Source organism: Gemmata algarum (genome assembly GCF_034097035.1).
GTDB classification, from domain to species: domain Bacteria; phylum Planctomycetota; class Planctomycetia; order Gemmatales; family Gemmataceae; genus Gemmata; species Gemmata algarum.
On the sequence record NZ_JAXBLV010000002.1, the window covers coordinates 112,599 to 130,022 of the forward strand.

Here is a 17,424-nt window from a genome sequence, read left to right on the forward strand (position 1 = left end):
GCGTCAGTTCGCCGCGCCGTTGGCGGACGCGGCACGGCTCCGCGGTCCCGGGACCACGGACTTTGTGGGCGTCGGCGCGACCGACTTCACCGCCATCCGGCTCGCCTTACGGGTCGCCGGCTGGGCGCCCTCGGGGAGCGACCGGGCCGCCTGCGCCGCCACCGCCACCTTCAGCAGGTGCAGCCCCGAGCGGAAGATGATGAACGCGATGAACGCGGACGGCCCGGCCTCGAAGATGCGGCGGTTCGAGATCAGCCCGTAGGTGTTCCAGAACTGCCACAGGCCGATGCCGATCAGTGCCCAGCCGGCCAGCTCCCGGCTCCAGTACGCGAACCTCATGTTGATGCGCTCTCTCGGGTTTGGAACTCGGCCGGACGGCGGGAGCGGCCCGGTGGTGTTTTGCGTCACTTCTGGTCGTCGCGGCGCGCTCGCTTCGGACGCTTGCGCGCGGCCCGTTCCTCTTCGGCGGCGCGCTTGCGCGCGGCCTCTTTCTCGCGCCGCTGGGCGTCCTGCGCGGCGGCCTCGGCCCGCTCGCTCGCGCGGCGCCGGCCCCAGACGCGCCACTTCTCCAGCCGCACCCGCTCGCGGTGCGACTCGCTCCAGCTCGTGTCGGCGAGCACCATCGCCCCCTCAGAGGCGTTCATCACCCGCAGCCGCCAGTACCCGAACACCAGCCGCACCAGCAGCGTGCCGAAGAACAGGATGCCCAGCAGCACGAAGAAGCGGTTCTGGCCGGGGCGGAACTCGCCCGGCGGTTGGTCCCGGCTGAACGCGCGGAGCGAGCGCGTGTCCGCCCACCGGAACGGCACCCCGCTCTCCATCGGGACGAACTCCAGCGCGTTCACGAGCCACCAGACCGCCTGGCCGATCAGCACCAGCGCGCCCGCGACGGCCAGCATCCACGCGAGTTCATCGGGCCGGATGTGCGCCGTTGGGCGGCGGACCGGCACGTCGCCCTTGCGCTTGAGGGCGCTGTCCGGCGGCACGATCTGGTGAACGAGCCCGAACAGCCGGTACTGGCCCCGCAGGTACACCAGGATCGCCATGACCAGCACCATGTCGGTGACCTGGAAGTGGCTCTCGCGCACCTGATAGGGGTTCTCGGACCCGGGGTCGGGGACGCCGAACGGGAACAGTTGGAAGTACGCGATCACGAGCAGCAGGAACGGCGGCGCCGCGGTCCAGCGGAGCGCCATCGCCGCGGCGCCGAACAGCACCACGATGATGCCGCCCAGGTCGCTCCCGCTCATGAACAGGACGACGAAGATCATCGCCAGCGCGGCCAGCGTGGCCAGCACGTAGGGCCGCGCCGCGGCGTCGGTGGCGAGGAGCCGGATCACGTCGCCCTGGGTCAGTTCGGGCTGCCCGCCGGGCGCTTTGACGGTGTTGCTCATCGGCGGCTCCTCATCCCGCGCAGCCGGTCGAGCCGGTCCAGCACCAGCCGCACCGCGTCGCCGTCGTTGGCCCGCACCACCGTCGCGCCGACGCCGGCGAGCGCCCGGCGCGTCAGGCGGAACGACTCGTGGTACTGGCGCGTCAGGTTGTCCCGGACGAGCTTCGTGATCCGCTTCTGCCGCTCCCCGGGCGCCATGTCGGCGGGGGACCGGCGCCGCGGGGCGCCGACGCCGGACGGCTCGGGAGCCGCCGGCGCGTCGTCGGGGGCGGACACGTCCGCGGGCCACGGCACGATCACCATGACGTGGTGCCGCCGCGCCCGCGCCACGCGGCACGCCTTGACGAGCGGCTCGATGTCGGGGCCGAGTTCCGCGAGGTCCGCGAGGATCACGTACAGCTCGTTGTCGCGGGCGCGGCTCACGGCGCGGATCAGCGCCGAGCCTAGCACCTCGGCCTTCTCCTCGCACCGGAACCGGTACTTCCCTTGGTCGTCGTACAGGGGCACCGGGCACCGCAAGTGGTGGTGCTGGAGGAAGGCGCCGGCCCGCTCGGCGTAGGCCGCGTCGTCGTGGACGTAGCGCTCGACCGCGTCCGGCCCGGCGCCGTCTTGGAGCGAGAACAGGGCCGCGAGCCGCTTGCGCTTCTTCAGCTCTTGCGCGGCGGCGCCGAAGAACCCGGTGACCCCGTGCAGCAGCCAGAACAGCCCCGCGAGCACGCTGGGCAGCAGCAGCGCCGCCGGCCAGACGATCAGGAACACCAGCACCCGCACGGCCAGCGGCTCGCGCCCCACCAGGCCCCCGGTGGTGCGGACCCCGAAATCGAAGGTGGCCGCGAGCCACTGGACGATCACGCGGTTGACGGGCCGCGGGAGCCGGGCCACGTCGGGGTCCAGTACGGACGCCGCCTTCCACGCGAGCAGGGCCGGCGGGACCACGACGAGCGCGAACACGAGCCAGCCCCACCACTTGTCGAGCAGCGGCTTCCACAGCCGCCGCAGCGGCACCGTGTTGGTCTTGCGGCTCATGAGTTCGGGGTACAGCTCGTGCGCCAGCGGGTACGCCCGGGCGGTGAGCAGCTCGGTCTCCACGCCCGCCGTCCCGGGCTGGAGCGCCGACACCTCCGCCAGCTTCCGCAGCACGTTGATCATGTGCGTCTGCGTGCGTGCCGGCGGCACCGGGTGCGCGGCCTCGTCGTCGAAGGTGGTGAGCCCCACGAGGTCGCGGTTCGCGGCCGTGGCCTGCGCGACGACGGCGGTGACCCCGGCCAGCCGCGTGAGCAGCGTGTTGCCGGGCGGCCCCAGCCGCACCCCGTCGCTCGTGTCGAGGAACAGCACGCACCGGACCGGCACGTCGTTCTCGTACTCCTTGGTGATGAGCTTGTCTTTGCGGGCCGACGGCTTCCACGCGATCATCTTGGGCGGGTCGCCGGGGCGGTAGTCCCGGAGGTCCAGCAGCTCGTCGCCCGACCCCGGGCGGCGCAGCCGGTGGATGCCGGGGGGCGGGAGCGTGTTGAACCGCTTGTCCGCCCGCTGCCGGCTCTCCTCGCTGACCAGGGGGGGGAGAACGAGGTACTCGATCGGGTCGCGGAGGAACAGCCGGCGGTAGAAGAACCCGTGCAGGTCCGCCACCCGCACCTTCACCCCCTCGAACCGCAGCACGCCCGGCGCGGGGCACAGGAGCGTGTAGGCCACGTCGGCCGGCTCGCCGGAGCGGACGGTGGCGTGGTTGCTCGGCTCACCGGCGAGTACGTTCGCGCCCGCGGGCAGCCGGTCCTCGACGAGCGCGTAGTCGATGGTCACGAACCCGTCGTGCCGCACCTGCACACGCACTTGGAACGGGACGTTCGCCCACAGCATGGGCGCGTCGCGCCCGCTCTGGGTGACGAACCGCCGCTGGCGGAGCCGCGCCACGGCGGCATTGGACTTGGTGTGGAACTGGAGGTACTCCCACACAAACCACGCCAGCAGCGTGACCGCGAGGATGGCCGGTACCGTGGTGAAGTAGGGGATCACGAACGCCCCCATCACCAGGATGAAGGCGACGATCAGCAGGAACCACCATCCGCGGGCCGTCAGCATTGAAATGTATCCGGCGAGCGGGGGGCTCGCGCCCCCCGAGTTTCGGACCCGGTTCCGTTACGAAACTCGGAACCGCTAATGGCCACACGCCCCTCGCGCGCCCGGGCGGCGCGTTTTTTTGGCGCGTTCTTCTGGCGCACTCGGGGGGCTCACGCCCCCCGCTCGCCTAGACGGTTTCCATCACCGGGACCGCTTCAAGGAGTTCGCGGACGATGTCGGCGACCCGCTTGCCCTCGATCTCGGCCTCGGGCCGCAGGATGAGCCGGTGCCCGAGCACCCCGAAGGCCACCGCCTGCACGTCCTCGTGCGTGAAGAAGTGCCGCCCTTCGAGGACCGCGCGGGCGCGGGCGCAGCGGAGCAGGTTCAGCGACGCCCGCGGGCTGGCCCCCAGCGCCACGTCGGGGTGCTCGCGGCTCCGCTCGGCCAGTTCCACGATGTACTCGTACAGCGTGTCCGCCCCGTACACCCCCGGCAGCTTGCGCTGGAGGTTCAGGATCGTCTCCGGGGTGAACATCGGCGGCACGTCCACGACCGGCTTGCTGTGGAGCTTCAGCAGGTTCACCTCGTGCTCGTGCCCCGGGTACCCCATCTCGACCCGCAACAGGAACCGGTCGAGTTGCGCCTCGGGCAGCCGGTACACCCCCTCCTGCTCGACGGGGTTCTGGGTCGCCATCACCAGGAACGGCGGCGTCAGCGGGATCGTCTCGCCGTCCACCGTCACCTGGTGCTCCTGCATCGCCTCGAGCAGCGCCGCCTGCGTCTTCGCGGGCGCGCGGTTGATCTCGTCGGCCAGCAGCACCTGGGTGAAGATCGGCCCCTTCCGGAGCACGAAGTCGTTCTTGTTGCGGTCGAAAATGGACGTGCCGGTGACGTCGGACGGGAGCAGGTCGGGGGTGAACTGGACGCGCTGGTACTGGCACCCGAGCAGGCGCGAGAACACCTTCGAGATGGTGGTCTTCGCGACCCCGGGCACGCCCTCGAGCAGGACGTGCCCGCCGGCCAGCATGGCGATGAGCAGTTGCCGGGTGATGTCCTCGGCCCCGACCACGACGCGGCCGACTTCTGCCGTGACTTTTTGGCTGAGGAGCTTCGCCTCCTGGGCCAACTCGTGGGCCGCCGCACGGAGGTCGGCGGGGGGCGCTCCGGCGCCCGGGGTCGAGGTCGAGGCCAAACTCATGCCTAACTCCGGTCAGTGTCGATCAGTGCGGTGCGGCGCCGGCCGGGCCGCCCCCGCGGGGCGCGCCGAGAGACGGGTCCCGCTGTTTCGTGCGGGGACGATCAGGCCGCGGGTTCGAACTTCCACTTGCCGTCCGCGTGGGCCCGCTTGAGCCGCTCGAAGTACGGTTCCAGCTCGTACCACCGCTGGGCGGTGAGGGGGGCGGGCGGCCCGTAAGCCAGACGCCACAGGTCGCGCAGCGCCAACCGCAGCGACTCCGGCTTGCGCACCGCGCGGGAGATTTCCAGCGCCGGCATCCGCGGGCCGGGGGCGGCGGGGGCGCCGGCGCTCGCGAAGAACTCCCGCACCACCGCCCTCACCGGCTCGTACAGGTTGTTCCGGCGGGCCAGCTCCTTTTGCCGGCGGTCGAACACCCCGGGCGGCCCGGTGCTGGCGGCGCCGGCGCCGGCGTTGGGCGGCGGCGGGGCGTCCTGCGGGTGCCGCCCGCCCCACAACTTCCGGAGCAGAAAGAGCACGACCGCGACGGCCGCGATTGCCAGCGTCCGCTCCACCCACCGGGCCGCGGACCGCTCCTCCCGTTCGGACCCCGGCGGACCGACCATCACCTTATGCAACGTGTCCCGGTCCTGGAGTTCGTCCGCCTTGGCGTCCAGGAAGTCGATGAGCTTGTCCTGGTTCTTCCCGAACAGCGTGCCGAGGTTGGGCATCGCGTCGGGCGGGACCGGGGGCAGCGGGGGCGAGAACGCCGACTGGAGGCCGTCGAACCGCTCCACCAGCCGCCCGTTCTCGAAGAACACGCACCGCGTCCGCTCGCCGTCCGGCCCGCGCAGGTATTCGACCGTGCGGAACGCCAATTTGCGGTTGTCCGTGCCCGGCTCGAGCAGCATCTGGTTGATGAACACGCTGGAGTCGGCGACCGCCAGGAACGAGTACCCGGGCTTGCCCCCGTCGGGCGCCCCGTCGCCGCCCACGGCGAACGTCGGCGGGGTCCGGAACCCGAACCCGGTGGGCGAGAACGACGACCGCGGGAGCCGCGCCAGCGGGTGCTGGTACTCGTTCTGGTACTGGGTGATGTTGATGTACGTGGGCTGGTTGGTCGCGACGCGGGTGAGCCCGCGGAACACCCCCCAGACCCGCCCGTTCGGGTCCGCCCCCGGGCGCTCGTCCGGCGCGACCGGAACCGCATACGGGCACTCGTCGTTCCCGCGGTGCGTGTCGTTCGGGTTCTGGTCGTTGGCCCGAACCGTGTCGCCGTTGAAGTTGCCGACCGGCCGAGCCATGTTTCGGTTGCCGGCGGTGTAAAGCTCGCAGCGGTCGTCGGAGGCGATCAGCGCCGCCCCGCCGTTGCGAACGACCTGCCGCGCCCACCACAGCGGGTCGTTCGCCTGCCGCTGGTGCGGGTCGCCCAGCACGACCACGATCAGGTCGTGACCGGGTTTGAAGGCGGGACCGGGTTCGAAGGCGAGGTCCTTGAGAAGAAGCTGCAACTCGTACCCTTGCACCGGCCGCACCTTGGCGGCGTCGAAGATCGCGCGGAACAGCTCCGTCCCGCCCCCCGGGACCACGAGCTGCGGCTGCGCCTGCCCCGGCTGCGGGCGCGGGCCGAGCGGCGGCTGGCCCCGCGCCGCGGGCGGCTCGAGTGCAAGGGCCAGCGCGAGCAGGCCCACAAGGGCGAGTCCCGAGCACCGGCGGGCGTTGCGTCGCTTCATGGCCTCAGCCCATCTCCGCAAGGTCGCACACCAGCCGCCGGGCCTCGAGCAGTTCGGCCCGGCTGAGGGGCTCGTCGAGCGGGGCGTACCGGGCCAGCTCGTAGAGCCGTGCCAGGGTCAGCGCCGCGTCGGGCTGGGTCCGCGCCAGCACCGTCAGTTCGTCCGCGACGGTCGAGTGCGTCCAGGTTTTCGCGCCCGGCCCGCAGATGAGAACGCTCAGGTACTCGAACGCTTTCACCACGTCTTCGCGGCTGTTGATCGCACGCGGGTCGACCGGCCACGGGCCGAGCCCGTCCGCCACCGCGACCCGGCCGCGCCCCCCGAGCCGCGCGATGGCGGCCCACTTCCACCACACCACGACCGCGACAACTAGCGCGAGCAGCGGCACGAACAGCAGCCAGGGCACCTGCACCCCGCCGAAGTTGAACGACCCCCACCCGCCCCAGTTGCTGTTGCTGGGCCACCGGCCGCTCGTGTCGGGCCAGCGGGACCGGGGCCGCGCGTCCGGCAAATTGATACCGGTGTTCTTCCCCCAGTCGAGCTTCCAGTCGAGCTTGGGCCACTCCCACTTGCCGTCCAGCCCGCCGAACAGGTCCTTGAGCCCGTCCCCGTCGATCCCGTCCTTGAACATGTCGAACAGGCTGTTGCCCTTGCCGTCGGTCAGGGCGTCCATCGCCTCGCGGTCCGAGATCAGGTCGTAGATCGCGCGCTTAACGGCCGGCGACTCGTCGAGCGGGCCGACGTTCTTTTCCCACAAGGCGCTTGCGGCCTCGTAGGCCTTTTGTTGTGCCAGCCGCTCGGGCGAATCCCGGGGCGGTTGGGGCCGCTCGGGGTCAAATTCCGGCTCCGGTTCCGGCGGTCGCGGTTCGATCGGGCGCCCGCTGGGCGCGTCTTCGACCCCCTTCTGATCTTCGTTCTGCTTGGGGGCGGTTTTGTCGGGCTCGCGGGTTTTGTTCGGATCGCCGACTTTGTTCGGGTTCGACTCCCCCTGCGCTTCGGGGGGCCTGGGGGCGCCTTTGGGCACGAGCGGCTCGCCGGTGAGCGGGTCGAGCGGTTGCCCGGTGCGCGGGTCGTACGGGCGCCCGGTTCGCCGGTCGAGCGGCAGACCCGAGTTCGGGTCGATGCGTGGGCGCTTTTGGGGGTCCGCGAACGGAAACTGTTCCGGATCGAAGTTGTTCGGATCGAAACTCTTGGGATCGAACTTGGGCAGACTGGTCGGGTCGATCTTGGGCGCCTTAAGGGGGTCGGGCCGACCGTTCCGCGCCCTCTGTTCTCTGAGCCGTGCCAAGTCGCGCTCGAATTCTGCGGGTACGAACTCGGTGCCCGGCGCGCGGTTCGAGTCGTTCTGGCGCTTTTGCGCCATATCGACGAGCCGGTTCATGAACTCTTTGTCCGCGAGCGCCTTCTGAATTGCGGCGTTGAGACGCTCGTCGTTCGCGTTCGGGTTGTTCTTTTTGACCGCGTCGCGGATCATCTTTTCAAGCTGCTTGCTCGCGGCGTCGTCCTGCCCGTACTGGCTGAACAGCTCACGGATCCGGTCCGTGGTGAGGTGGTGCTGCCAGATGGTGTGCCGCCCGGTTTGCGGGTCGTTGAACCCGTTCGGCCGGAACTGCATGAAGGGTGGGGGCGGCTGACCGTGTGCCGTGCGGGGCAACCCGAGGGCAAGCAGCGCGAAACCTGCTGACAGGATCAGACCGCGACGGCCGGCAGACATGGCAGGTCGCCTCCGAGCACACGTGTGGTCCCGTCCCGGCGGGGTGAATGGCACGACTACAGAACCTGTAACCGGTACCGCCGTTCAGACGCAACTTCCTCATTGTGGCGGAACGGGCGGCCCGAAGCAAGCGAAAGGCTGCGGGCACCAGATCCGCGCCGGAGCGGTCCTGGTGGGCCGCTGGCGCCGTTCGGCTTGCACCCCGGATGCGTCCTGGCTATGCCGCGGCGACCAAGTTCCTGTGCCGGGGTTCGCGATGCCACTGCCGGTGGCCCTCACTCTCGCCGACGTGACCGTGCGCTACGGCGAGCGGACCGCCCTTGACGGCGTGTCGCTCGCCGTGCGGCGCGGCGAGATCGTCGGGCTGCTCGGGCCGAACGGGTCCGGCAAAAGCACCACGCTGGCCGTCGCCGCGGGCGTCCTCGACCCGGCGGCCGGTTCCGTCAGTGTTGAGGGGCGCGACCGGACCGCCGACCCGGCCGCGTTCGCGCGGCGCGTGGGGCTCGTGCCGCAAGAGCCCGCGCTGTACGAAGAGCTCTCGGCCGCCGAGAACCTGAACTTCTTCGGCCGGCTCTACGGGCTCGCCGGGAGCGACTTGCGGCGCCGCGTGGCCCGCGCCCTCGCCCGCGTCAAGCTCACCGACCGCGCCCGGCAAGGCGTTTCGACCTTCTCGGGCGGGATGAAGCAGCGGTTGAACCTTGCCGCCGCGCTCCTCCACGACCCGCCGGTGCTGCTGCTCGACGAACCGACCGCCGCGCTCGACCCGGCCAGCCGCGATTCCCTGTTCGCCGATCTGACCCGGCTCCGCGACGACGGCCACGCCGTGCTGCTCACGACGCACCACCTGGATGAAGCCGAAGCGGGGTGCGACCGGGCGGCGATACTCGAGGCCGGAAAGTTGGTAGCGATCGGGTCGCCGGCGGAGCTGCTCCGGCCGCGCCCCGCGGAGCGGGCGGTGCTGTACGGGCACCTACGCGCCCGGCCGGCGAAGTACCTTCAGCGGGCGATCCGGCAGCGGCTCGGTGCCGGCGTCGAGCTCGAAATCACCGGGCGCCGGCTGCGCCTCTCGGCCGGGACCGGCGAGCAACTCGGCGCCGCCCTCGCGACGCTCCTGGCCGACGGGTTGGAACTGGAAGCGTACCGCACCCCGGCCGGGGCGCTGGAGCGCCGGCTGCGCCCGGAACACACCGCCGCGGGGGACGCCGCGTGACAACTCGGTTCGGGCTGACGCTGGCGCTCGCGCGAAAGGACTGGCGGCTGTTCTGGGCCGACCGCCGGGCCGCACTCATGTGCTTTGTCGTACCGGTAGTGCTGGCAGCCGCGTTCGGCACCGTCTTCAACCGCCCCGCGTCCGGCGCACCGGCAAAACTGCCGGTGGTGCTAGTGATCGAGGACACTGGCCCGTTTACCCGACAGGTCGCGCAGGAGCTGCTCAGCTCGCCGCGGCTCGAGGCGAGGGAAGTGTCACGCGCCGAGGCCGAACAGGCCGTCACGGACCGGGCGGCCGTGGCGGTGGTGCTGCCGGCCGGGTTCGAGCAGCTCAAGCACTGGCAGCCCGGGGTGACGGCCGAGCGGCCCGAACTGCACCTGCTCCACCACCCGAACGCGAGCGCCGAGCGGCAGATGGCCGAGGGCGTGGTCACCGAAGCGGTCATGAAGCGGGTCACGCGCGAGGCGTTCGCGGACGTGATACCGGAAGGCGCCACGCTCGCCCCGCCGTTCAAGGTCGAGCCGCGGAGCGTTTCGCCGCACCCGGGGGCGCGGTTCAGTTCCTACGCGCACAGCTTTTGCGGAATGACCCTTCAGTACTTGCTGTTCTGGGGCATGGAAAGCGGGCTCGTGCTGCTGCGCGACCGCCAGCGGAGCGTGTGGACGCGGGTGCGCGTGGCCGCGGTGCCGCTGTCGTGCGTGATCGCGGGCAAGGCCCTCGCCACCGCCCTGGTCGCGCTGCTCCAGGTGTTCTGCACGTTCGGGGTCGGGTACCTCGCGTTCGGGGTCACGATCGGCTCGCCGGTCGGGTTCGCGCTGCTGGCGTTCACGGCGTGCGCCCTGGCCGCGGCCACCGGCTTGCTGGTCGCGGCGGTCGGCACAACCGAGGCCCGGGCGCGGAACGTGAGCATCCTCGTGATACTCGGCGCGTCGATGCTGGGCGGGCTGTGGGTGCCGTCGTTCTTGCTCCCGGGGTGGGCGCGCGACCTGTCGCTGGCGCTGCCGACCACCTGGGCGCTGAAGGGGTTCGAGGCGGTGACCTGGCAGGGCGGCGGGTTCTGGGCGGCGGTGCCGAGCGCGGCGGCGGTGGCCGGGTTCGCGCTGGTGCTGCTCGGGGCCGCGGCGCTGAAGCTGACGCTGGCGGAGCGGGGGTTGCGTCGGGGCCGAACTTAAGGGAGTGGTCGCATGAAGCGCTCGATGTGGGCCGCGCTCGTCGCGGCGGTGGCGGGGTTACCGCTGGGGGCTCAGCCGCCGGCCGCGGCGCCCGCGCCGAAGGTCGAGTTGGCGCTCGAGGACCAGTTCGAGCGCAAAACCGATCTCGCGGACCTGCGCGGCAGCGTGGTGGTTCTCGTGTTCGGCGACCGCAAGGGGAACGACGCGTGCCGCGTGCTCGGCGAGCAACTGCACGTGCGCTGGCACCCGGACGCGAAGGGCCAGCCGCCGGCGAAAGCGCGCGCGGCGGCGGTGGCGCCGCTCGACGGGCTGCCGCCGGGCGTGGCGTCGCCGGACGTGATCGTGGTTCCGGTGGCGTGCTGCGGAAAGGTGCCGACGGCGGTTCGTCCGGCGATCCGTAAGGGCGTGCTCAAGGGCGCGCCGGACACGGTGGTGTGGCTCGACTTCGCCGACAAGATGAAGGACACGTTCGGCGTCACGGCGGGCGAAACGAACATCGCCGTGGTGGACGCCGCGGGCCGCCTGCGGCTGAAGATCAACGGCACCCTCGATCTGGACGCGATGGACAAGCTCGTGAAAACCATCCAGTCGGTGCGCTACGACGCGGTGAAGTAAGCGGCGGGAGCGACCGGCGGCGGAGCGGCGGGGACCGCCGCTCCACTAACCGCCGCCCGTGATCTTGCTTTCGACCGCCGCCCACACGTCTTCGATCACCTTCTTCGCGGTGCCCTCGAGCAACCCTTTGGGAACCATCTTCAGCAAACCGGTCACGGCCACGATGTCGCCGGTCCAGTGGACCAACGTTCCGCCCTCGGCCTCGCTGAACACCAGCGCCGTTTCGACGGTGCTGCTCGCGCCCATCGTTTTCGTCTCGATGCGGTAAGCAACGGACTTCCCCGGGGCACGCGCGGTCACCTCGGCGTGCAGCGTCAGGCTGCCGGTGAGGAAGGACAGCTTCGGCTTGATCTTGCCCGTGGCGCGGTCCGGCGTGTTCTCGGACACCTCTGCGTCTGGTACGCTGTTGGCAAGGAATCCGGCGTCGGACAGTTTGGCTGCGACCTCGGCGATCGGCCGCCCGATGCGCTTGTCGCCTTCGAAGTGAATCATCGTGTTGCTCGCAGGATGTGGCAGGGTCTCAGCCCTCACACCATCATATGTGAGGGCGCGAATCAACCGATTTTGTTTCGCTGGCAGGACAGTGCGGAGATCCAAACTCGGTTGAATGGCGGCGGGGTCGAAATGTCCAATTATTATGTCGCTTTTTCGGGTGGATCTTGTGGTTGCCCAGGCTGCCCAGATGGAAACCTTGCGCAGCCCTGGACCGGGGCCGAAAGACCATGAAAAACGCGAATTCGGCACCCCGTGGACGGTTACAACCTGTGAGCCGCGTCGCGGCCAACAGAATGGCGTGTCCCGCCTCGTCCGTGATCGCACCTTGTCGTCGATCCCGATGACACGGTAGGTCACCGGCCTGCTACTGCTTAACCGGTACGAACTTGACGCACACGCACCGGCTCACCGGCACGGTGGTGCCGGTCTCTTTGGCGCCGCCCGTTGCGGCGTCACGCGCCCACACCCCGACCTTACCGCCGTCCTGGCTCGCGATCAGCATCCACTTCCCCGAGGGGTCGATGTTGAAGTTGCGCGGGGTCTTGATGTCGCCGGCAATGTGCCCGGCGGGTTCCAGTGTGCGATCTTCTTTGACTTTAAACGCCGCGACGGTGTTGTGGCCGCGGTTCGACACGTACACGAATTTCCCGTCCGGGGAGATGATGCACTCGGCGGTCGAGTTGCCCGGGGTCGGCTTCGGCAGGGTCGAGAGCGACTGTACGACCTTCCCGCCCTTGATCACGTTGACGGTCGAGTCCAGCTCACCGCACACGTAAATGCCCTTGCCGTCCGGGGCAAAGGCGATGTGCCGCGGGCCGCTCCCCGGCGGGGTGGTGATGTCCTCGTCCGTGTCCTCTTCGACACCTTTCTTCAGGCTGACGTGGAACACCTTAATCTTATCGATCCCAAGGTCCACGGTGTACAGGTGGTCGCCGGCGGCGTTGAACGCGCAGCAGTGCGCGTGCGGCTCCTTCTGGCGGTTCGGGTTGGTGCTGCTGCCCGTGTGTTGCACGAACCCGAGGCGCTTGCCGAGTTTCCCGTCGGCTTCCACCGCGAACACGCAGGTGCTGCCGCCGCCGTAGTTCGCAACCGCCGCGAACTCGCCCTTCGGCGAGATCACGATGTAGCACGGCCCGGGGCCGCCGCTCTTGTCCTCGTTGAGCTTCTTCAGTTCACCGGTTTTCGCGTCGATCGCGAACGCGACCACCGGTCCGCCCTCTTTTCCCCCGCCTTCGCCCACCGCGTACAGGAACTGTTTGTTCGGGTGGACCGTGACGAACGACGGGCTGTCCATTTCGGCCGCCAGCTCCGGGGCGGTGAGCGTACCGTTGGCGTCGTCGAACTTCGCCCGATAGATGCCCTTGCTGTCCGTTTCTCGCTTCCCGGTGTAGGTGCCGAAGTACACCCAGTGCTCGGCGGCGTTTGCGGCCGACCCGACCGCGGTCAGCGCGGCGACCAGTGCGAGGCGAGAAATCAGCATCGGAGAGTGCTCCTTTTGGAATTCGCGGTAGACCCGTGCGGGTCGGGGGTTGATGATAATGACCGTGGTTACACACGGGTAACGAAAACTGCCATTCGGGATGCTGACATGCACAGGCTCGTCGCCCTCGTCGCTGCGGTGTTCGCAGGCGCGGTTGCGGGAGCGGACGAGCCGAAAAAGCTCGCCGCGGGCGCCGACGGGTGGATCGACCTGATGAGGCCCGAGGTGTGGAAGAAGGTGGACGACCGGTGGATCTTCGCGGGCGAGGTGAAACTCGCCCCGGACGCAAAGGGCAAAGCCGACGTGCGCCTGAAGGCGGAAAAGAAGCCGGGCGGTGCGGTGTGGGTGAACGGCGAGACCGGACGGCTCCCGAACCTCATCACGAAAGAGGCGTTCGGTGACTGCGAGATCCACGTCGAGTTTCTGATTGCGAAGGGGTCCAACGCCGGCGTCAAGTTTCACGAGGTGTACGAGATCCAGATCCAGGACGACTACGGCAAGAAGAACCTGGACGGCCGCCACATGGGCGGCATCTACCCGCGGGCGAACCTGGAGATGGGCGGGTACCTGGACAAAGGTGTGCCGCCGAAGGTCAACGCCGCGAAGCCGTTCGGCGAGTGGCAGACCCTTGAAGCGACGTGGAAGTCACCGCGGTTCAACGAGAAGGGCGAGAAGGTCGCGAGCGCGGTGGTGGTGAACGCGACGCTCAACGGGCAGGTGATTCACGAGAACGCCGAGGTCAAAACACCGACCGGCAGTAACTGGGGTAAGAAGGAGACCCCGACCGGGGCGTTCATGCTCCAGACGGACCACGGCCCGACGGCGTTCCGCAACGTCCGCATCCGTCCGCTGAAGTGAGAACGGCCGGTGCGGTGCGAGCGGCGGTGGCGGTTCTGGGTTCGGTTTTCAGCGCGTTCGCTCGTGCGATTGCTCCCACTCCTCCTGCTCCTGGCGGAGGCGCTCGTCCAGTTCGTCGAGCTCCGCGCTGCGGCGGTGGAGGGCCAGCTCGATGCGGTCGAGTTCGGCGGCGCGCCGCTCCAGCGCGCTCCGCTCTTCGGCAACGGCGGCGCGCCGCCCTTCGAGCTGGTCGAGGGTGACCCGGAGTTCGGCCGCCCGCCGGTCGAGGTCGGCGGCCCGCTGGTCCGAACGCGATACCTTCGTTTCCCGCGCCGCGAGTTCGGCCTCGCGCGTCTGGAGAGCGGCTTCACGCGCCTGGAGGTCGCGCTCGCGCTTCGCGACTTCGTCGGAGGTCGCGGCGAGCGCCCCCTGCTGGCGGTGCAGCTCCTGCTTGCGCTGCATGGTGAGCGCTTCGAATTTGCATTCGGCTTCGGCCAGCTCGCGGCGTTTTTTGTGCAACTCGCCGAGCCGCGCTGCCACGTACTGCTCGAACCGGGCCGCCTCTTCCTTCATGAAGTCGCCGGCGTAAACGGGCTCCTCGGCCTTCGACGGGGCCGGCGCCGGTGGCGCCTGGGCGAGCGCGGCGGTGGTGAACTCGCCGTCCACCCAGATCGGGAACGAGTCGTCCGCGACCGGCGACGCCCGGTTCAGCAACTCGGCCACCGGCACCGCGGTGCGGCACTTCGGGCACACGATCGTTTTGAGCCCGAGCAAGTTGTCGGGCAGTCGGCCGCGGAGCCCGCAGCCGGGGCAGCTCACGATCAGGTTCATGGTGCGGGCTGAGTTCTGGCGATGTTTTAAATTTGGCGGCCGCCCGAACTGTAGCTCACACCGGGTGACGGTGCCAGGTTTCAGCGCCGGCAAGAACCGCGCGGCGCGAGCCGGTTCGGGGCGTAAAATGGGCACTCACCGGAACCAGTTCGGAGAACAGACGATGACGCGACTGCGTTCGGTCCTTGCGGCCGGGTTACTCGTGTTGACCGCGACTCTTCCGGCCTTGCCGGCCCGCGGAGACGGGCCGGCGCCCGCCGCTCCCGGCGGGGCCGCGCCCCTGGCGGTGAAGACGGAAAAGGACGTGGTGTACGACACCATCGACAAGCAGGAGCTAAAGCTCGACATCTGCGCCCCGAAGGAGAGCGGGGCTTACCCTTGTATCGTGCTGCTCCACGGCGGTGCCTGGATCGGCGGGAGCCGCAAAGACCTGTCGGTGGGTCCGAAGGGCGGGGCGTCACTGATTGAGGAAGTCGCGGCGAAGGGGTACGTCGTGGCGTCGGTCGGGTACCGGCTGGCGCCGAAGCACCGGTTCCCGGCCCAAATCCAAGACGTTCGGGCCGCGGTGCGGTTCTTGCGCGCGAACGCCAAGACCTACGGCATCGACCGCGACAAGTTCGCAGCGGCCGGGTTCTCGGCCGGCGGGCACCTCGCGCTGCTGTTGGGGCTGGCGGACAAGGTCGCGGGTTGGGATGCGGGATCGAACCTCGACCAAAGCTCGAAGGTGCAGTGCGTGGTGGACTTCTTCGGCCCCACCGACCTGAGTCTGTATAACACCGAGGCGATCCTGGACGGGTACCTGGTGCCGGTGTTCGGGAAGGACGCCAAGACCGACAAAGACGTGTTCAAAAAGGCGTCGCCGGTGACGTACGCGTCAAAGGCCGCGCCCCCGGTCCTGATCTTCCACGGCACGTTCGACGTGGTGGTGCCGGTGGTCCACTCCGAATCGCTGCACAAGAAGCTCACGGACTGCGGCGCGAGCTGCCAGCTCGTCACCCTGTTCGGCGAGGGGCACGGGTGGACCGGGCGGACGTTCGCCAAGAGCTTGACTCAGGCGCTGACGTTCCTGGACACGCACCTGAAGGGGAAGGAGCAGAAGTGAGAACCGCTTCACGGAGCCCTTCGAGCGGGTTCCTACGCCGGCACACACCTAGCGTGCGCCGGCCGCCCGTTCACCGTCGTCAGCGGTTATTCGTACCCGGCGGGCTCGTGTCCCCCGTTCGCCTGGGGTTCCTCGTGGTCGTCACGGCGGCCCTGTTGGCCCTGCCGATCGTTGCCCACGGGTGCCACGGCGACGACGTGGACCACGAGCCGCTCTTCGTCCCGTTTCGGCTGAACGCGGACGACCGCTGATCCGCCCGCGGTCGTCCCCGGTGCTTTACCCTTTCGCCTTCGGGATCGGCATCGGCATGATGTTGTCGAACAGCGTCGGGGCGTTCGCGACCGGCCGCAGGCCGGTCTTGTCCTCGGTCACCCGTGTTTTCGATTGGAGCGCGGCCAGCAACCGCTTGGTCGCGAGCAGGGACGGGTCGTCCGGCCCGTCGAACTGACCGACGGTGACGAGGCTGGCGTTGCGGGTGTGCAGTACGAACGCTTCCAGGTTCAGCCCCTGGTCGTTCGGTCCCTTCATTTGGCGGAGGGCCTTGGCGAGCCCTTCGGCCTGTTCCGCGCCCGCCGCCAGCGCGTCCGCGCCCTTGCTGAACCCCATCTTTTGCATCACGCTCGGGGTCGATTCCTTGTTGGTGACCTCGACCGGCGCGACGAACGACTTGACCGCCAGCGTCCAGCCCTTCTTCGCCTTCAGCAGGTTGTACGGCATGCCCTCGTTCAGCTTCACGATGAACGGGTCGAAGCCCTGCTGCGGCTGCGCGGACCGCGGGACGGTCGGGTTCGGTACGACGAACGCGCTGGCGTAAGGGTTGATCGCGGCCTTCACGATTTCGGACTTCCCGTTCGCCCCGGTCTGAACGATCGCGCTCTTGTCGACCAGGATCTCGTTCTTCGGGGTGGGCCAGGTCTTCAGCTTGAGCAGCGCCTCTTTGGCGACCTCTTCGGTCTTGAAGCCGCCCACCAGCACGCCGATCTGGTCGCGGTGGTGGTGGGTCATCACGTGCATCTTGTTGTCCGGTTCCAGGAACTCCGTTCCCTGGAACTGGCTGCGCTGCCGGAGCTTGGCGACCTCGGCCGCGTACGCCTGCGCCTTCTGCCGGGCCGCCGCGATCTGGCGCATTTCCGCTTTGCGCTCCTCCGAGATGTACTCGAACAGGAACGCCGGGACGCGGTACGTGTCGCGGATCTCATGGGCCAGCGCCTCGGCCAGTTCGCGGGCCGAGGGGCCGGGGTCCTCTTTTGCCGCCGGTGTGCCCTGCGCGGGGCGCACGTAGCTCTTCACCATGATGAAGAACGCCCCGTGCTCCGGTTTGAGGAGCCACGGGTGGTCGGCGCCCAGGGCGGTTTTGATCTCGATGTTCGTGGGCAGCGGCACCGGCGCGGACGTGACGCTCGCGGGCTGAATGCCGCTGGTCGGGGGCAAGTACGCCCCTCCGGCCGGTGCCACCGGGTTGGTCGGCTGCGCCGACCCGACGGGCGTTACGCCCGCCGGCAAGGCTGGGGCGGGCCGCGACGTTCCCGACTGCTGGCCCACGACCACCCCGCCCGTCAGCAGCGCCAAACCGGCTCCCAACAGCGCCTTCTTGCGCATGTCTTCCCCCC

The 17,424-nt window shown here is 69.5% G+C and carries 16 protein-coding genes; 6 read left to right on the top strand and 10 right to left on the bottom strand.

Annotation, left to right across the window (positions count from 1 at the left end):
- Positions 1-3 precede the first annotated feature (3 nt).
- The 6 genes from R5W23_RS01645 to R5W23_RS01670 all read right to left on the bottom strand — a co-directional run bounded on the left by R5W23_RS01645 (position 4) and on the right by R5W23_RS01670 (position 8,072).
- On the bottom strand, positions 4-339 hold the full coding sequence (locus tag R5W23_RS01645; protein WP_261189333.1) for a hypothetical protein: 336 nt from the start codon (positions 337-339) through the stop codon (positions 4-6).
- 65 nt (positions 340-404) lie between these two features.
- The gene (locus R5W23_RS01650; RefSeq protein WP_320684829.1) at positions 405-1,394 is read right to left on the bottom strand and encodes a hypothetical protein; all 990 of its coding nucleotides are present in this window, start codon (positions 1,392-1,394) and stop codon (positions 405-407) included.
- Positions 1,391-3,472, bottom strand: a complete 2,082-nt coding sequence (locus tag R5W23_RS01655) for a DUF58 domain-containing protein (protein ID WP_320684830.1) — start codon at positions 3,470-3,472, stop codon at positions 1,391-1,393. The genes R5W23_RS01650 and R5W23_RS01655 overlap by 4 nt, the downstream gene beginning before the upstream one ends.
- A 166-nt stretch (positions 3,473-3,638) precedes the next feature.
- Positions 3,639-4,649, bottom strand: a complete 1,011-nt coding sequence (locus tag R5W23_RS01660) for an AAA family ATPase (protein ID WP_261189330.1) — start codon at positions 4,647-4,649, stop codon at positions 3,639-3,641.
- Positions 4,650-4,750: 101 nt separating this feature from the next.
- Complete coding sequence (locus R5W23_RS01665; protein WP_320684831.1) at positions 4,751-6,358, bottom strand: hypothetical protein; 1,608 nt, start codon at positions 6,356-6,358, stop codon at positions 4,751-4,753.
- Positions 6,359-6,362: 4 nt separating this feature from the next.
- Entirely contained in the window at positions 6,363-8,072 is a 1,710-nt protein-coding gene (locus R5W23_RS01670; protein ID WP_320684832.1) for a hypothetical protein, read from the bottom strand.
- Positions 8,073-8,328: 256 nt separating this feature from the next.
- Between R5W23_RS01670 and R5W23_RS01675 the strand changes: the two genes are divergently transcribed.
- The 3 genes from R5W23_RS01675 to R5W23_RS01685 are packed head-to-tail and all read left to right on the top strand — an operon-like array spanning position 8,329 to position 11,069.
- Complete coding sequence (locus R5W23_RS01675) at positions 8,329-9,282, top strand: ABC transporter ATP-binding protein (protein ID WP_320684833.1); 954 nt, start codon at positions 8,329-8,331, stop codon at positions 9,280-9,282.
- Positions 9,279-10,454, top strand: coding sequence for an ABC transporter permease (locus tag R5W23_RS01680; protein ID WP_320684834.1), 1,176 nt, complete (start codon positions 9,279-9,281; stop codon positions 10,452-10,454). The genes R5W23_RS01675 and R5W23_RS01680 overlap by 4 nt, the downstream gene beginning before the upstream one ends.
- 12 nt (positions 10,455-10,466) lie before the next feature.
- Positions 10,467-11,069: a hypothetical protein gene (locus R5W23_RS01685; protein WP_261189325.1), complete on the top strand. Its 603-nt coding sequence runs from the start codon at positions 10,467-10,469 to the stop codon at positions 11,067-11,069.
- A 45-nt stretch (positions 11,070-11,114) separates the two neighbouring features.
- Here the strand turns inward: R5W23_RS01685 and R5W23_RS01690 are convergent, their stop codons facing one another.
- Both R5W23_RS01690 and R5W23_RS01695 read right to left on the bottom strand, forming a co-directional pair.
- Positions 11,115-11,561 carry an SRPBCC domain-containing protein gene (locus tag R5W23_RS01690; protein ID WP_320684835.1) on the bottom strand — a complete coding sequence of 149 codons (447 nt, stop codon included), beginning with the start codon at positions 11,559-11,561 and terminating at the stop codon, positions 11,115-11,117.
- A 367-nt stretch (positions 11,562-11,928) separates the two neighbouring features.
- Positions 11,929-13,044 carry a lactonase family protein gene (locus tag R5W23_RS01695; protein ID WP_320684836.1) on the bottom strand — a complete coding sequence of 372 codons (1,116 nt, stop codon included), beginning with the start codon at positions 13,042-13,044 and terminating at the stop codon, positions 11,929-11,931.
- 108 nt (positions 13,045-13,152) lie between these two features.
- Between R5W23_RS01695 and R5W23_RS01700 the strand changes: the two genes are divergently transcribed.
- Positions 13,153-13,902 (top strand): 3-keto-disaccharide hydrolase, encoded by a 750-nt coding sequence (locus tag R5W23_RS01700; protein WP_320684837.1) that lies wholly within the window; start codon positions 13,153-13,155, stop codon positions 13,900-13,902.
- Between the two features lie 48 nt (positions 13,903-13,950).
- On the opposite strand, the gene R5W23_RS01705 is transcribed toward R5W23_RS01700, so the two are convergent.
- Entirely contained in the window at positions 13,951-14,712 is a 762-nt protein-coding gene (locus R5W23_RS01705) for a hypothetical protein (RefSeq protein WP_320684838.1), read from the bottom strand.
- A gap of 163 nt (positions 14,713-14,875) precedes the next feature.
- Here R5W23_RS01705 and R5W23_RS01710 point away from each other — a divergent pair, with 163 nt between their 5' ends.
- Both R5W23_RS01710 and R5W23_RS01715 read left to right on the top strand, forming a co-directional pair.
- On the top strand, positions 14,876-15,814 hold the full coding sequence (locus R5W23_RS01710) for an alpha/beta hydrolase (protein WP_320684839.1): 939 nt from the start codon (positions 14,876-14,878) through the stop codon (positions 15,812-15,814).
- 107 nt (positions 15,815-15,921) lie between these two features.
- Positions 15,922-16,065, top strand: a complete 144-nt coding sequence (locus R5W23_RS01715) for a hypothetical protein (protein ID WP_261189319.1) — start codon at positions 15,922-15,924, stop codon at positions 16,063-16,065.
- A gap of 25 nt (positions 16,066-16,090) precedes the next feature.
- On the opposite strand, the gene R5W23_RS01720 is transcribed toward R5W23_RS01715, so the two are convergent.
- A complete protein-coding gene (locus R5W23_RS01720; RefSeq protein WP_320684840.1) occupies positions 16,091-17,413 on the bottom strand; it encodes a hypothetical protein in 1,323 nt (440 codons plus the stop codon).
- Between the last annotated feature and the right edge of the window lie 11 nt (positions 17,414-17,424).

Excerpts from the sequence above, each read along its gene's own strand:
- R5W23_RS01685 (WP_261189325.1), top strand. The coding sequence starts at position 10,467 with ATGAAGCGCTCGATGTGGGCCGCGCTCGTCGCGGCGGTGGCGGGGTTA.
- R5W23_RS01710 (WP_320684839.1), top strand. The coding sequence starts at position 14,876 with ATGACGCGACTGCGTTCGGTCCTTGCGGCCGGGTTACTCGTGTTGACC.
- R5W23_RS01660 (WP_261189330.1), bottom strand. The coding sequence starts at position 4,649 with ATGAGTTTGGCCTCGACCTCGACCCCGGGCGCCGGAGCGCCCCCCGCC.
- R5W23_RS01695 (WP_320684836.1), bottom strand. The coding sequence starts at position 13,044 with ATGCTGATTTCTCGCCTCGCACTGGTCGCCGCGCTGACCGCGGTCGGG.
- R5W23_RS01690 (WP_320684835.1), bottom strand. The coding sequence starts at position 11,561 with ATGATTCACTTCGAAGGCGACAAGCGCATCGGGCGGCCGATCGCCGAG.
- R5W23_RS01670 (WP_320684832.1), bottom strand. The coding sequence starts at position 8,072 with ATGTCTGCCGGCCGTCGCGGTCTGATCCTGTCAGCAGGTTTCGCGCTG.
- R5W23_RS01720 (WP_320684840.1), bottom strand. The coding sequence starts at position 17,413 with ATGCGCAAGAAGGCGCTGTTGGGAGCCGGTTTGGCGCTGCTGACGGGC.
- R5W23_RS01665 (WP_320684831.1), bottom strand. The coding sequence starts at position 6,358 with ATGAAGCGACGCAACGCCCGCCGGTGCTCGGGACTCGCCCTTGTGGGC.
- R5W23_RS01650 (WP_320684829.1), bottom strand. The coding sequence starts at position 1,394 with ATGAGCAACACCGTCAAAGCGCCCGGCGGGCAGCCCGAACTGACCCAG.
- R5W23_RS01705 (WP_320684838.1), bottom strand. The coding sequence starts at position 14,712 with ATGAACCTGATCGTGAGCTGCCCCGGCTGCGGGCTCCGCGGCCGACTG.
- R5W23_RS01700 (WP_320684837.1), top strand. The coding sequence starts at position 13,153 with ATGCACAGGCTCGTCGCCCTCGTCGCTGCGGTGTTCGCAGGCGCGGTT.
- R5W23_RS01645 (WP_261189333.1), bottom strand. The coding sequence starts at position 339 with ATGAGGTTCGCGTACTGGAGCCGGGAGCTGGCCGGCTGGGCACTGATC.
- R5W23_RS01675 (WP_320684833.1), top strand. The coding sequence starts at position 8,329 with ATGCCACTGCCGGTGGCCCTCACTCTCGCCGACGTGACCGTGCGCTAC.
- R5W23_RS01655 (WP_320684830.1), bottom strand. The coding sequence starts at position 3,472 with ATGCTGACGGCCCGCGGATGGTGGTTCCTGCTGATCGTCGCCTTCATC.